Raw genomic sequence first — 14,682 nt, forward strand, 5'->3', positions numbered from 1 at the left:
GGGTGTTTTGCTTTTAGCTTTGCATGGGACCAGAGTAAGCGCTAAAGCGCTAACTCTGGTCGACAGGAGAATGAAAATGAGATCAGGCGAACTGTTCTGGTGGATCGGCACGGGGGTGCTGATCGTCGCTGAGCTGCTGACGGGGACTTTCTATCTGCTGATGATCGCGCTCGGGTTCGTGGCCGGCGCGCTCGCGCATCTGTTCGGCGCGAGCCTCGAGGCGCAGCTGGGACTAGCCGCCCTGGTGGCGCTCGCCGCGGTCATTCTGCTGCGCCGCTCGCGCTTCGGCCGCCGTGCGCAGCGCCGCGACGCGTCGGTCAATCCCGATGTGAATCTCGACATCGGCGCGACGCTGACCGTCGAGGCGTGGCAGGACCGGCACGCCCGCACGCAGTATCGCGGCGCCGAATGGGATGTCGAGCTCGCGCCGGGCGAGCGCGAGGATGCACGTGTCTATGAGATTGCCGCCGTGCGCGGCAGCCGCTTGATCGTTGCTGCGAAAAAGCAGGCGGCACATGCTTGACGACAAAAGAATCGGTAGTTAACAAAGGGGGTTGAAGATGGATATGACTATTGTCGGGGTGGTGTTTTTGGTGATCGTCGTCGTCATTGCGGCGCAGACCATCAAGATCGTGCCGCAGCAGCACGCGTGGGTGCTCGAGCGGTTTGGCCGGTATCACGCGACGCTGACGCCGGGGCTGAACATCGTGCTGCCGTTCATTGATCGCGTCGCGTACAAGCATCTGCTCAAGGAAATCCCGCTCGACGTGCCGGGGCAGATCTGTATCACGCGCGACAACACGCAGTTGCAAGTGGATGGGGTGCTGTACTTCCAGGTGACCGACGCGATGAAAGCGTCGTATGGATCGAGCAACTTCGTGCAGGCGATTACGCAGCTCTCGCAGACGACGTTGCGTTCGGTGATCGGCAAGCTCGAGCTCGACAAGACCTTTGAGGAACGCGATCTGATCAACCACAGCGTCGTCTCGGCACTCGACCAGGCCGCGACGAACTGGGGCGTCAAGGTGCTGCGCTACGAGATCAAGGACCTCACGCCGCCCAAGGAAATCCTGCACGCGATGCAGGCGCAGATTACGGCCGAGCGGGAAAAGCGCGCGTTGATCGCGGCATCGGAAGGGCGCAAGCAGGAGCAGATCAATATCGCGGCCGGCGGGCGTGAGGCGGCGATCCAGAAGTCCGAAGGCGAGCGGCAGGCGGCGATCAATCAGGCACAAGGGCAGGCCGCGGCGATTCTCGCAGTGGCCGAAGCCAATGCGCAGGCTATCCAGAAGATCGCTGCGGCGATTCAGTCGCAAGGCGGCTGGGATGCGGTGAACTTGAAGGTCGCCGAACAGTATGTGAACGCGTTCGGCAATCTGGCGAAGAGCGGCAACACGCTGATCGTGCCGGGCAATATGTCGGATATGAGTTCGATGATCGCGTCGGCGCTGACCATCGTGAAAGGAGGCAAGGGCGCTTCGATGAACGACGCGCGCTGATCCGGCACGTGCCGAATGGCGCGCGCGGCGTTGCCGTTGGCTGCTACGCCGCAGCGCCTGAGGTTCGATAAGGGGTCTAAGCCGCTTAAGTCCCCGAGCGCATGATCCGCGCTTTCTCGCGCTCCCAATCGCGCTTCTTTTCGGTCTCGCGTTTGTCGTGCTGCTTTTTGCCTTTCGCGAGGCCGATTTCGCATTTCACGCGGCCTTCCTTGTAGTGGAAGTTCAGCGGCACGAGCGTATAGCCGCGCTGCTCGACCTTGCCGATCAGCTTCTTGATCTCTTCCGCGTGCAGGAGCAGCTTGCGCGTGCGGACCGGGTCCGGGTGGATGTGCGTCGACGCTTCGGGCAGCGGGCTGATGTGCGTGCCGATCAGGAAGATCTCGGCGTCGCGCACGATCACGTAGCCTTCCTTGATCTGGCCGCGTCCGGCGCGCAGCGCCTTGACCTCCCATCCTTCGAGCACGAGTCCTGCCTCGAAGCGCTCCTCGATGAAGTAATCGAAGAAGGCTTTTCTGTTGTCAATGATGCTCATGAATGGAAAGTGCCCAACTCGTTTAAAATCACGATTTTAGCAAAGCGGCGCAATGAAAGCGAAAGCCGCCGTGCTCCTCCACACCCTCGCCGCGCGTTGTGCTCTCTATGGCAGATGTCCAGAAAACCGTGTTGATTCGCCATTCGGCGGAACAGATGTTCGATCTCGTCACCGACGTCGCCGATTACCCCAATTTTCTGCCGTGGTGCGGCGGCGTCGAGATTCGCCGCCAGGACGAAAACGGCATGGAAGCGAAGATCGACATCAACTTCAAGGGCATCAAGCAGCATTTCGCGACTCACAACACCCAAGAGCGGCCGACGCGCATCGACATGGATTTCGCCGACGGCCCGTTTCGCAAGTTCACCGGCTACTGGCGCTTCACGGCGCTGCGCGCGGACGCCTGCAAGATCGAGTTTGCGCTCCATTATGAGTTCACGAGCGTGATTCTCGAGAAGATCATCGGGCCGGTGTTCAACCATATCGCGAACACCTTCGTCGAATCGTTCGTGAAGCGCGCGGACCAGCGGTACGGCAAGCCATGAGCGCGATGTTGTCGGTTGAAGTCTGCTATGCGCTGCCCGAAGCGCAGACGTTGATCGCGGTCGATGTGCCCGCCGGCGCCACCGTGCAGCAAGCGATCGACGCAAGCGGCATCCTGCGCAAGCACCCCGAGATCGATCTGTCGACGCAGAAAGTCGGCATCTACGGCAAGGTCAAGCCGCTCGATGCACCGCTGGCCGATCATGATCGCGTCGAGATCTATCGTCCGCTGATCGTCGATCCAAAAATGGCGCGGCAGAGGCGGGTCGACAAGACGCGCCGCGCAGGGTCGATTGAAGGGCGCAAGTGGCTGTCGAAGGATTCGCGCTGACCCGAATTATTCAATGCACCGACGCCTGCGCGCGCTCTTCGAGCGGCGGCTCCGTGGGCCGGTCGCTGCCGTGCTGACGCACTGACCACAGCACGCCCGCGAGCAGCAGCGCGATCGCCGCGATTTCTAACGGGCGCGGCGTCCGGTGGTCGTACAGGAAGCCATAGAGCAGGGCAAAGAGCGTTTCGAACACGATCAACTGCCCCGACAGCGTGAGCGGCAGGCGTTTGGACGCCGCATTCCAGAGCCCGTTGCCAAGCCACGAAGCGCCGATCGCGAGCCCTAGATTCAGCACCCAGAAGAGCTGCCAACGGTCGCCTGTGACCGGCGTCTGCACGACGCCGGCCGGAAACGCCGCCGTTCCGAGCCACAACGCGGCGCCGAGCAGCCCCGTGACGACACCCCACAGCACCGACCACTCGTTGCCGTCGAAATGATGATTGCGCTGCAGGTAGCGGGCGTTCTCGACGGCAAACCAGGTCCAGCTCGCCAGCGCGCCGAGCGCGCACAGCACGCCGAGCAGGCGGTTCAGCATGCTGACGGGGTGCGCGGGGTCGCCGGCGAACACGTCGACGTTGATGCAGACGATTCCGGCGACGACCAACGCGAGCGGCCACGCCAGCTTGGCGAGCGGCACGGCGCCGTGGTCGCGCCGGCCGGAGAGTGTCACGGTGACGGGCAGCACGCCGACGATCAGCGACGCCGGCGCGATGCCGACGAGGTGCACGGCCGCCGTGAGCAGGATGTAGTAGGCGACGTTGCCGACGAGCGCGAGCTTCACGAGCGCGCCGAAATCCTCGCGCGTGAGCTTGGCGGCGAGGCGCCGCGCCATCGGCAGCGCCGCGGCGAGCGACACGATGCCGTACATCATGTAGCGGCCCGCGCTCAGCAGGAACGGCGAAAAATCGGGCAGCAGCCTCGGCACGAGAAACACCATGCCCCATAACGCCCCGGCCATCATCCCGTATGCCACTCCGCGTTGCATGCTTTGCCACTCCAACAATGATTCGAACAGGCGCGCAGATTACGTGGCATTTGCAAGAGTGTCTTGTTTGATCCTGCAATCGAGCGGCAACCGCGACGTGTGCGCCGCGGACTTTTAGAGGTTTACTTCTTGCCCGGGAGTGCTGGAAACGCGTTCGCGGACGGCCCGTGCGCGCTTTCGGGGCGCTATCGGAGCAAACGAAATCCGATCGAACATCAGTCGAAAGCGAATCCGAAATTCTTGCAGCCCGGCGGTGTCCGAGACGGCAAGAAATTCGCTAACGTGCTGTTCGGTCAGTGAAAACCAGGGTGGTATCGCGTATAATTCGATTTTGCGCCTATAGGATTTGCCATGCGTCTGATCCAAAAAGCACTCACGTTCGATGACGTGCTCCTCGTCCCGGCCTTCTCCGACGTTCTGCCGCGCGACACCAGCCTCAAGACCCAGCTGACCCGCAATATCTCCCTGAACATGCCGCTCGTGTCCGCCGCCATGGACACCGTCACCGAAGGCCGTCTCGCGATCGCGATGGCGCAGCAAGGTGGCGTCGGCATCGTCCACAAGAACCTCACGCCGGCCGAGCAGGCTCGCGAAGTCGCGAAGGTGAAGCGCTTCGAATCGGGCGTGGTGCGCGATCCGATCACGGTGCCGCCGCAGATGAAGGTGCGCGATGTGATCGCGCTGTCGCAGCAGCATGGCATTTCGGGCTTCCCGGTGGTGGAGGGCGCGCAGCTGATCGGTATCGTCACGAACCGCGACCTGCGCTTCGAAACGCGTCTCGACGAACCCGTCCGCACGATCATGACGCCGCGCGAGCGCCTCGTCACGGTCAAGGAAGGCACGCCGCTCGCCGAAGCGAAGGCGCTGATGCACAGCCACCGCCTCGAGCGCGTGCTCGTCATCAACGACGCGTTCGAGCTGCGCGGGCTGATGACGGTCAAGGACATCTTCAAGCAGACCGAATACCCGGACGCCTGCAAGGACGCCGACGGCAAGCTGCGCGTCGGCGCGGCGGTCGGCGTCGGCGAGGATAACGAAGAGCGCGTGTCGCTGCTCGTGCAGGCGGGCGTCGACGTGATCGTCGTCGATACCGCGCATGGCCACAGCAAGGGCGTGCTGGAGCGCGTGCGCTGGGTCAAGAAGAACTTCCCGCACGTTGAAGTGATCGGCGGCAACATTGCTACCGCCGATGCGGCCCGCGCGCTCGTCGAGTACGGCGCGGACGCCGTGAAAGTCGGCATCGGCCCGGGCTCGATCTGCACGACGCGGATCGTCGCCGGCGTGGGTGTGCCGCAGATCAGCGCGATTGCGAACGTGGCCGAAGCGCTGCGCGGCACGGGCGTGCCGGCGATCGCAGACGGCGGCGTGCGCTACTCGGGCGACGTCAGCAAGGCGCTTGCCGCTGGCGCGAATGCCGTGATGATGGGCAGCATGTTCGCGGGCACCGAAGAATCGCCGGGCGACGTGTTCCTCTACCAAGGCCGGCAGTACAAGTCGTACCGCGGCATGGGCTCGGTCGGCGCAATGAAGGACGGCGCGGCGGACCGCTACTTCCAGGACAACTCGGCGAACATCGACAAGCTCGTGCCGGAAGGCATCGAAGGCCGCGTCGCCTACAAGGGTTCGGTCAACGCGATCCTGTTCCAGCTGATCGGCGGCGTGCGCGCGAGCATGGGCTACTGCGGCTGCCGCACGATTTCGGAGATGCACGACAAGGCGCAGTTCGTCGAAATCACCGCGGCGGGCATGCGCGAATCGCACGTGCACGACGTGCAGATCACGAAGGAAGCCCCGAACTACCACCAGGACTAATCGCCGATGAAACCATTGCTGCGCGCTGTGCTCGTCGTCTACACCTTGCTGTACCTGCTCGTCGGCCTGCTGTATCTGGCGACTCCGTGGACATCTCTGCACCGCGCGCTGCAACTGGCCGTCATCGAGCCGGCCATGGCTGGGCAATTGCTGGGTCTGGCGCTGCTCGGGCTCGCGTCGCTGGCGCTTCAAGGCGTGATCAACGGAGCGATGACGACGGCCGTTGCTCGCGTCGTCGGGCATATCACCTGGCTTGCGGGCGTGCTGATCCTTGTTTGGTTGATCGCGTTCGCCATGTCGCTGTCGCCGGGATATGGCGCGCTTTTCAACGCGCTGGGCGGCGTTGCCTTGCTGATCATCGGGTTGGGTGGCGTGCGTTTGGCTCGCTCGGTGCGGCGTGGCGAAAGGACGGCGAAGGAGGCTGCGCGAGTGTACGCGGAACAGGGCGCCGCGCCTTCGCGTGCCGAGGCGGCGCGCGCGGCCGAACCGTCGCTGAGTTCCGCACCCCAGCAGCCTGTTGTGCCCGAATCCACGCCTGCCGCGCCTGCGGCGCGCGCCGCCGAACCGGCGGTGCGCTACCGGTTCGGCACTCCGGCGGAGGGCGCGCCGGCGACGGGCAACCCCGCGCCGCAGCCGCCGCTGAGTCCGAGCGAGAAGGCTGCGCGCGACGTGGCGCGAGATGACGCCGCCGATTTGCCAGGCAGTCCGCGGCCCCCGTTTCATGGCTGATGCGCGGGCGGCCTTATCGCCAGCTCGCGTCGACGATAGCGCCGGCCTGTTCGGCTTCTGCACTTCGTACCCGCCCGCCGCCGCAAATAGGGCGCCGCGCAAGGCTCGTATCAACGTTGCCGCGCCGTTGGAAACCGGCTTCTTTGCAGCGCGCGAGGCGCTGCTTTTTGTATCCGTTCACTACTACTATCGTCCGCTGCCATGCATGACAAGATCCTGATCCTCGACTTCGGTTCGCAAGTCACCCAACTGATCGCGCGCCGCATTCGTGAAGCGCACGTCTACTCCGAGATCCATCCGTACGACGTCGACGATGCGTTCATCCGCGAGTTCGCGCCGAAGGGCGTGATCTTGTCGGGCGGCCCGAACTCCGTCACCGAAACCGACACGCCGCGCGCGCCGCAGGCCGTGTTCGAACTGGGCGTGCCCGTGCTCGGCATTTGCTACGGTATGCAGACGATGGCCGAGCAGCTCGGCGGCAAGGTCGACGGCGGCCACCTGCGCGAGTTCGGTTACGCGGAAGTGCGCGCGCGCAGCCATACGAGCTTCCTCGAAGGCATCGAGGATTTCCGCACGGCGGAAGGCCACGGCATGCTGAAGGTTTGGATGAGCCACGGCGATAAGGTCACGGAAATGCCGCCGGGCTTCTCGCTGATGGCATCAACCGACTCCTGCCCGATCGCCGCGATGGCCGATGAATCGCGCCATCTCTACGGCATCCAATGGCACCCGGAAGTGACGCACACGGTGCAGGGCCGGGCGATGCTCGAGCGCTTCGTGCTGAAGATCTGCGGCGCGAAGGCCGATTGGGAGATGGGTCATTACATCGACGAAGCCGTCGAGAAGATTCGCGAGCAAGTCGGCGATGAGCATGTGATTTTGGGCTTGTCGGGCGGCGTGGATTCGTCGGTGGCTGCGGCGCTCTTGCATCGCGCGATCGGCGATCAACTGACTTGCGTGTTCGTCGATCATGGCCTCTTGCGCTTGAACGAGGCCGAACAAGTGATGGCGACGTTCGCCGATCACCTCGGCGTGAAGGTGATTCACGTCGATGCGAGTGGACCGTTTCTATCGAAGCTCGCGGGCGTCACGGACCCGGAGGCGAAGCGCAAGATCATCGGTGCGGAGTTCGTCGAAGTGTTCCAGACCGAGGCCGGCAAGCTGACCGACGCGAAGTGGCTGGCACAAGGCACGATCTATCCGGACGTGATCGAATCCGCCGGCAAGGGCAAGAAGGCGGCGCACACGATCAAGAGCCACCACAACGTGGGCGGCCTGCCGGAGACGCTCAATCTGAAGCTGCTCGAGCCGCTGCGCGAGCTGTTCAAGGACGAAGTGCGCGAGCTCGGCGTGAAGCTCGGTTTGCCGCACGAGATGGTCTATCGCCACCCGTTCCCGGGCCCGGGTCTCGGCGTGCGGATTCTTGGTGAAGTACGACGCGATTTCGCGGATTTGCTGCGCCGTGCGGACGCGATCTTCATCGAGACGCTGCGCAATACCGTCGACAAAGAAACCGGCAAGACGTGGTACGACCTGACGAGTCAGGCGTTCGCGGTGTTCCTGCCGGTGAAGAGCGTCGGCGTGATGGGCGACGGGCGCACGTATGAGTACGTGGTCGCGCTGCGTGCGGTGCAGACGCTCGACTTCATGACCGCGCATTGGGCTCATCTGCCGCATGAGCTGCTGGGGCAGGTGTCCAACCGGATCATCAATGAAGTGCGCGGGATCAACCGGGTTGTCTATGACATCTCGGGCAAGCCGCCGGCGACGATTGAGTGGGAATAATCTGAAACCGTCCAATCAGTCTGACGGTTTCAACTGACGGCCCCATTCAAAGAAATAAGGCCTCGCAAGCAATGCTTGTGAGGCCTTTTTCATGTGCTCCGGATTTTGCGTCAGTGCGGACGCAGCGTCTCCACAAGCAACTGTCTAAACCAGCGATTTTCCTCGTCATTGTCGAACGTCGAATGCCAATACACGGTCGAGGCGATATGAGGCAATTCGACCGGCAGCGGATAGATCTGAAACTGCTCCGATTCGTTGAACACATACGCCACGCCACGAGGCAGCGTCACCATCCAGTCCGTGCGCTGGAGAATCTGCGGAATCACGGTGAAATGCGGCACGCGCAACGCGATGCGCCGATGGAGCCCACGCGCGCGCAACGACTCGTCGATCTCCACATGACTGCTGTCGCTTGACGCGACGGCCACGTGCGAAAACTCCATAAACCTCTGCTGCGACAATTTCCGAGCGGGTAGTCCGGGGCGCTTGCGTGTCATGCACGCATACTCGTCATGGAAGAGCAGGGCGGAGTTCGTCACCGGCTTGAGTGCCGACATATTCCCGATCGCGAAATCGAGCTGTCCGAGACGCAGTTTCTCCTCGATCTCAGACAACGGAACACGTTCCGCGGCGATCCTCATCAGCGGCGCCACCTGCTGCAACTTCTCACAGATGCGTGGCAGAAACGTCTGTTCCCCCACATCGGACATCGACAAGCGAAACTCTCGCGAGCTCGTTGCCGGATCGAATCGTTCCCGAAGACGTAGCGTTTCTCGAATCGACGCGATCGCGTTGCCGAGCGGCGCAGCCAATTGCTCGGCTCTCGGAGTCGGCAACATTCCATCTGGAGTACGTATAAATAATGGATCGTCAAACAGCGCGCGCAAGCGTCCCAGCGAATAGCTGACCGCAGGCTGCGAGAGCTCGAGTTGCTGCCCGGCACGCGTCAGGCTCCGCTCTTCGAGGATCACCTGAAAGACGCGCAGCAAGTTCAAATCAACTTTATGGAAATCAGTCATGTTTATGTAGACCAGAAAATTGATTAATTTGACGGATATATTACGCGTTCCTAGACTCGGTCTCATACCTAGCAGAGGCATGAGTACATGAGACTTTTCGACACCCTCGCCGAACCGCGCACCAGTCTGGAGTACGGGCACGATGCGCAGCGCACGTTGCCGGCACTGCTGGCGGCGCGCGCTGCCCGAAACGGCGCGGCACCCTTGTTCTCGGATCGCACGACCACGTGGAGCGCTTCGGAGGCCGTCGAAATCGCTGCCCGCCGCGCGGGAGCGCTCGCCGCGCAAGGCGTCGGACGCGGCGACCACGTCGCCCTGCTGTGCGGGAATCGCGTCGAATTCATGGAAATCGTGCTCGGCTGCGCGTGGCTCGGCGCGGTGGTCGTGCCGATCAATACCGCATCGCGCGGGCTGCAACTGGCGCATATCCTGCGCAACTGCGGCGCGCGTCTGCTCGTAGCGGAGGCGCATCTTGTCGGCGCCGTGCATGCGCTCGATGCTCAGGATCTGCCCCTGCAAACGATCTGGCTCGTTGGCGAACCAGAGGAGGATGGTCCGGAGTCCGCCTATGCCACGACTCCGCTGCCGCCGGCGCGCGAGCCGGTTGCGCCGGCCAAACTCACGGATGGCGATCCGTTCGCCGTGCTTTACACGTCGGGGACCTCGGGTTTGTCGAAGGGGGTGATATGCCCGCACGCGCAGTTCTTCTGGTGGGGGCACTGCACCGCGCGCGACCTCGCCGTAACGGCGGGCGACGTGCTGTACACCTGCCTGCCTTTATTTCATACGAATGCGCTCAACAGCTTTTTCCAGGCGCTCATTCACGATGCCGAACTCATCGTCGACCGGCGTTTCTCGGCGAGCGGGTTTTTCGACGCGCTGGTTGAAACGCGTGCCACGGTGACCTTCGTGCTCGGTGCGATGGTGCCGATCCTGCTCGGCCGTCCGGTCTCGGCGAACGAGCGCGAGCACCGTGTGCGCGTTGCGCTGGCGCCGGGCGTACCCGGAGATTTCCAGCAGGAATTTACGACGCGATGTGGCATCGCGCTCGTCGACGGCTACGGCTCGACGGAGACCAACTGCGTGATCAGCAGCTCGATTGGAGCGCACCGTCCCGGCTACATGGGCAAGCTCGCGCCGGGTTTCGACGCCCGCGTCGTCGATGAGCACGACCAGGCGGTTCCGGACGGCGAGGCGGGTGAACTAATCCTGCGAGCCGATGCGCCGTTCGCGTTCGCAAGCGGCTATCTGGGGATGGCGGAGAAGACGGTCGAAGCCTGGCGCAACCTCTGGTTTCATACGGGCGATCGCGTGGTGCGCGATGCCGACGGCTATTACCGTTTCGTCGATCGCCTGAAGGACACGATTCGCCGCCGCGGCGAGAACGTCTCCTCGTTTGAAGTCGAGCAAGTCCTGCTGAGCCATCCTTCGATCGAGACGGCGGCCGTGTTCGCGGTGAAATCGGCCCTTGCCGAAGACGAAGTGATGGCCGCGGTCGTGCTGCGCGATGGCGAGACGCTCGAGCCTCTCGAACTGATTCGCTACTGCGAACCGCGCTTGCCGTATTTCGCCGTGCCACGTTACCTGGATTTCGCGCGAGACCTGCCGAAGACGGAGAACGGCAAGATCCAGAAGTTCAAGTTGCGCGAGACCGGAGTGAGCGCGACGACCTGGGATCTCGACGCCTCGGGATACCGGCTCAAACGCTCATGACTTCAACCCAGCCCGTCGTTCTCTAAACGCATTCTGTGCGAGCACGGCACGCAGATCCATCAGCAGCATTGAGTGCGTCGACAGATGCACGCCCGGAGAAACAGATGGCAAGCACGCGAACGTTATCTGCAGCAAGCACCCCCCACGATGACGCGGCGGAGGTGACGACCGCTTCGGTCGACAGCAAGTCGCTGCGGCGCATCGTCTTCGCATCGGTCGTGGGCAATTCGCTCGAATGGTATGACTTCTTCCTTTACAGCACGGCTGCAGCGCTCGTGTTCGGCGGACTGTTTTTTCCGAAGGGCACGGATCCGCTCCTCGGCACCCTGGCCGCGTTCGCGGGCTTTGCGGTCGGCTTCGCGGCGCGGCCGTTCGGCGGCGTGCTGTTCGGCCATATCGGCGATCGCTACGGACGCAAGGGCGCGTTGGTCTGGACGCTGTCGATCATGGGCGGCGCGACGTTCCTGATCGGCTTCTTGCCGACGTATGCGCAAGTCGGCCTGTGGGCGCCGGTGCTGCTGCTGGTTCTGCGCATTTTGCAAGGCGTCGCGGCCGGCGGTGAATGGGGCGGCGGGGTGCTGATGATCAGCGAGTCGGCGCCGCCCGAGAAGCGCGGCTTTTACGCGGCGTGGAGCCAGATCGGCGTGGGCGGCGGCTTCGTACTCTCGGCGGGTGTGTTCTTTCTCGTGCAGATGCTGCCGAAGGACGCCTTCATGAGCTGGGGGTGGCGCATTCCATTCCTGTTGTCGATCTTCATTTTCGGCGTCGGCGTCTACGTTCGCTCGAAGTTGCCTGAGAGCGCCGATTACGCGAAAGCCGAAGCCGCCGGCAAGAAAGCGCACATGCCGGTGCTCGAAGTGATCCGCAAGCATCCGAAGGAGATCCTGATGGCGATGGGTCTGCGGGTGGCGGAGAACGGCGGTTCGTACATCGTGCTGGCCTTCTCGCTCGTGTACGGCAAGTTCATCGGTGTGCCCAATCAGATCATGCTGGCGGGCGTGATCGTGTCGATGAGCGTCGAGCTCGGCGCGATGCTGCTGTGGGGGCGGCTCTCCGATCGCATTGGCCGCAAGCCGGTGTACATGATTGGTGCGGCGGGTTTCGTGGTGATCGCATTTCCGTTCTTCTGGCTGATCGGCACCCACGTGCCCGTGCTGATCTGGCTGGCGTTCATGCTGGGCAACCCGCTTTGCCACGGCGCGATGATCGGCACGCAGCCGAGCTTGATGGGCGAGCTGTTCAGCACGGAAGTGCGTTACTCGGGCATGGCGCTGGGACACGAAATTGCCTCGGTATTTGCGGGCGGCCTGTCGCCGCTCGTTGCGACTGCGTTGCTCGCGCACTATCACGCGGTCTGGCCGGTGGCGCTGTTGTTGATCGGGATGGGCATGATCACGGTGATTTCGCTCCTGTTCACGCATGAGACCGCGCGCCAGCGTGCGCGTTGATACTCCCAGCGCCCAAGGATTTCTTATATGCAATCCAGTCCATTTGCCGACGTTGTTCTGGCGGCCGGTGTCGAGGTGCCGTATCGGCGCCAGGCGGGCGACGCGACTACGGGCGATCTGCTCGCGCAGGCGTTCGCAGCGGCCCTCGCCGAATCGGGGTTCACGGCGAAGGAAATCGACGGACTCGGTGTGGCATCGTTCACGCTCGCTCCCGATCATGCGATTGATCTTGCGTGGCGGCTCGGCTTGAGCCCGCGCTGGTGTATGGACGATTGTCATGGCGGCGCGAGTGCGATCAACATGCTGCAGCACGCGATCCGCGCGATTCAGCACGGCGACGCGAATGTCATTGCGCTCGTGTCCGGAGACCGCTTCGAACCGGCCGATTTCAAGCAACTGGTCGAGCATTACAACCTGACGACGCGCACTTGGTTGCGTCCGCTCGAGAACGGCGGCCCGAACAGCCTGTTCGCGATGCTCACGCAGCGCCACGCCAAGCAGCACGGCCTGACGCGCCGCGACTATGGTGCGCTATGTGTCGCGCAACGCGCGTGGGCCGCGCTCAACCCGCGTGCCGTCTACCGCGCGCCGTTGACGATCGACGAATACCTCAAGGCGCCGCTCGTCGCCGACCCGCTGGGCCGCTTCGATTGCGTGCCGGTCGTTTGCGGCGCGAACGCGGTGATCGTCGCGCGCGCGGACCTCGTCCGCCATGCGAGGAACGTGAGCGTGCGTGCATTGCAATGCCGCTATAACCTCGACCATCAGGCAGGCGATGGATTGCAGACATCGCTGGCGACGATTGCCGGCGACTTGTGGCGACAGGCCGGCGTAACGCCGGAGGATATCGACGTGGTGTCCGTCTACGACGACTACCCCGTCATGGCCCTGGTGCAGCTCGCCGATCTCGGCTTCGCACCGGACGGCGATCTGCGCGGACTGATTTCACGCATCGCCGCGCGCGAGCTGGCCGTCAACACCTCGGGCGGGCAATTGTCCGCGGGGCAAGCTGGTGCCGCAGGCGGCATGCATGGCCTCGTCGAAGCCATCACGCAATTGCGCGGCGCCGCGGGCGAGCGGCAAGTGGAGGCCGCGCGCCTAGCGGTAGTGAGCGGATACGGCATGGTCGAGTATCGCTACGGCATGTGCGCGAACGCCGTCGTACTCGAAAGCGACCTGCGAGGTGCGCAATGACACTCAAGGTATTTCGGTGCACGCAGTGCGGGCAAACGCTGTTTCCCGCGCGCTATTTCTGCCCCGCATGTGGCGGCGGCCAATGGCGCGAGTGTGCGGTGGAGCGCGGCACGGTCGCCGAGTCGACTGTCGTGAGGCATCGCGTCGGCGCGCACGGCGAGGGCGACGTGCATCTCGCGAGCGTGGCGACGAGCGCCGGACCGATCGTGATCGCGCGGCTCGATGGCGCCATGCGATCCGGCGATGCGGTGAGTCTCGACGTTGACGACGCCGGTCGTGTGATCGGCCGCGCGGTTTGACGCTGAGGCGACGCGCGAGTGAGCGCAGGGGCAGGCGATAAACGGGATAAAACGTTCGGAGTTCGAGATGCAGATTGAAGGCTGTGTTGCGTTTGTGAGCGGAGCCAATCGCGGGGTCGGTGCGTGCTTCGTCGAGAAGCTGCTGGAACAGGGGGCGCGGAAGGTGTATGCAGGCGCGCGCGATATCAAGACGCTAGGCAATCGCGACTCACGCGTTGTGCCGGTCGAACTCGACATCACGAATGCGGGGCACGTGGCACGCGCAGCGGCTTTGGCGGGGGACGCAAACCTGCTTGTGAACAACGCCGGCATCAACCGCCTCGAGCCCGCGCTCGCTGCAACCGACCTGAGCGCAGCGCGCGAGGAGATGGAGGTCAATTACTTCGGCACCCTGAACATGATTCGCGCATTCGCTCCCTCGTTGCGAGTGAGTGGTGGCGCAATCGTCAATGTGTCGTCGATTCTGGCGCGCGTGGCGCTGCCTTCCATGGCGTCGCTTTGCGCTTCGAAAGCGGCTGCCTTGCGGATGACCGAGGGTGTGCGTGCGGAACTCGCGCCACATGGGGTGCGCGTGCTGTCGATTCTTCCCGGCGCCGTCGATACGGACATGAGCCGCGATTTTCCTCCACCGAAGATTCCGGCCGCCGAAGTCGTCGAGGCGGTTTTTGCGGCGCTGAGGGAAGGGGGCGACGAAGTCTACGTCGGCATGATGGCCCAACAGATCGCGTCGGGCCTGGCAGCGGACCGGCGCGCGGTCCAGGCAAGCCTGGCCGGCGTCGCGTGAGCGGTGGTC

Annotated in this window: 15 protein-coding genes; 12 read left to right on the plus strand and 3 right to left on the minus strand. The window is 63.6% G+C overall.

Annotated features, from left to right (window positions below):
- Nucleotides 1-76 precede the first annotated feature (76 nt).
- Both AAHK20_RS02400 and AAHK20_RS02405 read left to right on the plus strand, forming a co-directional pair.
- Nucleotides 77-523, plus strand: coding sequence for an NfeD family protein (locus AAHK20_RS02400; protein WP_449179818.1), 447 nt, complete (start codon nucleotides 77-79; stop codon nucleotides 521-523).
- 37 nt (nucleotides 524-560) lie between these two features.
- A complete protein-coding gene (locus AAHK20_RS02405; protein ID WP_449179819.1) occupies nucleotides 561-1,499 on the plus strand; it encodes an SPFH domain-containing protein in 939 nt (312 codons plus the stop codon).
- 85 nt (nucleotides 1,500-1,584) lie between these two features.
- Here AAHK20_RS02405 and smpB read toward each other — a convergent pair whose 3' ends face one another.
- Nucleotides 1,585-2,031 (minus strand): SsrA-binding protein SmpB, encoded by a 447-nt coding sequence (smpB, locus tag AAHK20_RS02410; protein WP_449179820.1) that lies wholly within the window; start codon nucleotides 2,029-2,031, stop codon nucleotides 1,585-1,587.
- A 107-nt stretch (nucleotides 2,032-2,138) separates the two neighbouring features.
- Between smpB and AAHK20_RS02415 the strand changes: the two genes are divergently transcribed.
- Nucleotides 2,139-2,576 carry a type II toxin-antitoxin system RatA family toxin gene (locus tag AAHK20_RS02415; RefSeq protein ID WP_449179821.1) on the plus strand — a complete coding sequence of 146 codons (438 nt, stop codon included), beginning with the start codon at nucleotides 2,139-2,141 and terminating at the stop codon, nucleotides 2,574-2,576.
- A 5-nt stretch (nucleotides 2,577-2,581) separates the two neighbouring features.
- A complete protein-coding gene (locus AAHK20_RS02420; RefSeq protein ID WP_449180049.1) occupies nucleotides 2,582-2,905 on the plus strand; it encodes an RnfH family protein in 324 nt (107 codons plus the stop codon).
- A 10-nt stretch (nucleotides 2,906-2,915) separates the two neighbouring features.
- Here AAHK20_RS02420 and AAHK20_RS02425 read toward each other — a convergent pair whose 3' ends face one another.
- Entirely contained in the window at nucleotides 2,916-3,890 is a 975-nt protein-coding gene (locus AAHK20_RS02425; RefSeq protein ID WP_449179822.1) for a DMT family transporter, read from the minus strand.
- A 351-nt stretch (nucleotides 3,891-4,241) separates the two neighbouring features.
- Between AAHK20_RS02425 and guaB the strand changes: the two genes are divergently transcribed.
- From guaB to guaA, 3 genes are all read left to right on the plus strand, one after another.
- A complete protein-coding gene (gene guaB, locus AAHK20_RS02430) occupies nucleotides 4,242-5,702 on the plus strand; it encodes an IMP dehydrogenase (protein WP_449179823.1) in 1,461 nt (486 codons plus the stop codon).
- Between the two features lie 6 nt (nucleotides 5,703-5,708).
- Nucleotides 5,709-6,431 carry a hypothetical protein gene (locus AAHK20_RS02435; protein ID WP_449179824.1) on the plus strand — a complete coding sequence of 241 codons (723 nt, stop codon included), beginning with the start codon at nucleotides 5,709-5,711 and terminating at the stop codon, nucleotides 6,429-6,431.
- A gap of 201 nt (nucleotides 6,432-6,632) precedes the next feature.
- Nucleotides 6,633-8,216, plus strand: a complete 1,584-nt coding sequence (gene guaA / locus AAHK20_RS02440) for a glutamine-hydrolyzing GMP synthase (RefSeq protein ID WP_449179825.1) — start codon at nucleotides 6,633-6,635, stop codon at nucleotides 8,214-8,216.
- A 110-nt stretch (nucleotides 8,217-8,326) separates the two neighbouring features.
- On the opposite strand, the gene AAHK20_RS02445 is transcribed toward guaA, so the two are convergent.
- A complete protein-coding gene (locus AAHK20_RS02445) occupies nucleotides 8,327-9,235 on the minus strand; it encodes a LysR family transcriptional regulator (RefSeq protein ID WP_449180050.1) in 909 nt (302 codons plus the stop codon).
- A gap of 87 nt (nucleotides 9,236-9,322) precedes the next feature.
- Between AAHK20_RS02445 and AAHK20_RS02450 the strand changes: the two genes are divergently transcribed.
- From AAHK20_RS02450 to AAHK20_RS02470, 5 genes are all read left to right on the plus strand, one after another.
- On the plus strand, nucleotides 9,323-10,948 hold the full coding sequence (locus AAHK20_RS02450) for an ATP-dependent acyl-CoA ligase (protein ID WP_449179826.1): 1,626 nt from the start codon (nucleotides 9,323-9,325) through the stop codon (nucleotides 10,946-10,948).
- Nucleotides 10,949-11,052: 104 nt separating this feature from the next.
- Nucleotides 11,053-12,396, plus strand: coding sequence for an MFS transporter (locus AAHK20_RS02455; RefSeq protein ID WP_449179827.1), 1,344 nt, complete (start codon nucleotides 11,053-11,055; stop codon nucleotides 12,394-12,396).
- Between the two features lie 27 nt (nucleotides 12,397-12,423).
- Nucleotides 12,424-13,590: a thiolase family protein gene (locus AAHK20_RS02460; protein WP_449179828.1), complete on the plus strand. Its 1,167-nt coding sequence runs from the start codon at nucleotides 12,424-12,426 to the stop codon at nucleotides 13,588-13,590.
- Nucleotides 13,587-13,889 (plus strand): Zn-ribbon domain-containing OB-fold protein, encoded by a 303-nt coding sequence (locus AAHK20_RS02465; protein WP_449179829.1) that lies wholly within the window; start codon nucleotides 13,587-13,589, stop codon nucleotides 13,887-13,889. The genes AAHK20_RS02460 and AAHK20_RS02465 overlap by 4 nt, the downstream gene beginning before the upstream one ends.
- Nucleotides 13,890-13,956: 67 nt before the next feature.
- Complete coding sequence (locus tag AAHK20_RS02470; RefSeq protein ID WP_449179830.1) at nucleotides 13,957-14,673, plus strand: SDR family NAD(P)-dependent oxidoreductase; 717 nt, start codon at nucleotides 13,957-13,959, stop codon at nucleotides 14,671-14,673.
- Nucleotides 14,674-14,682 lie beyond the last annotated feature (9 nt).

This window comes from Trinickia camelliae, from assembly GCF_053525655.1.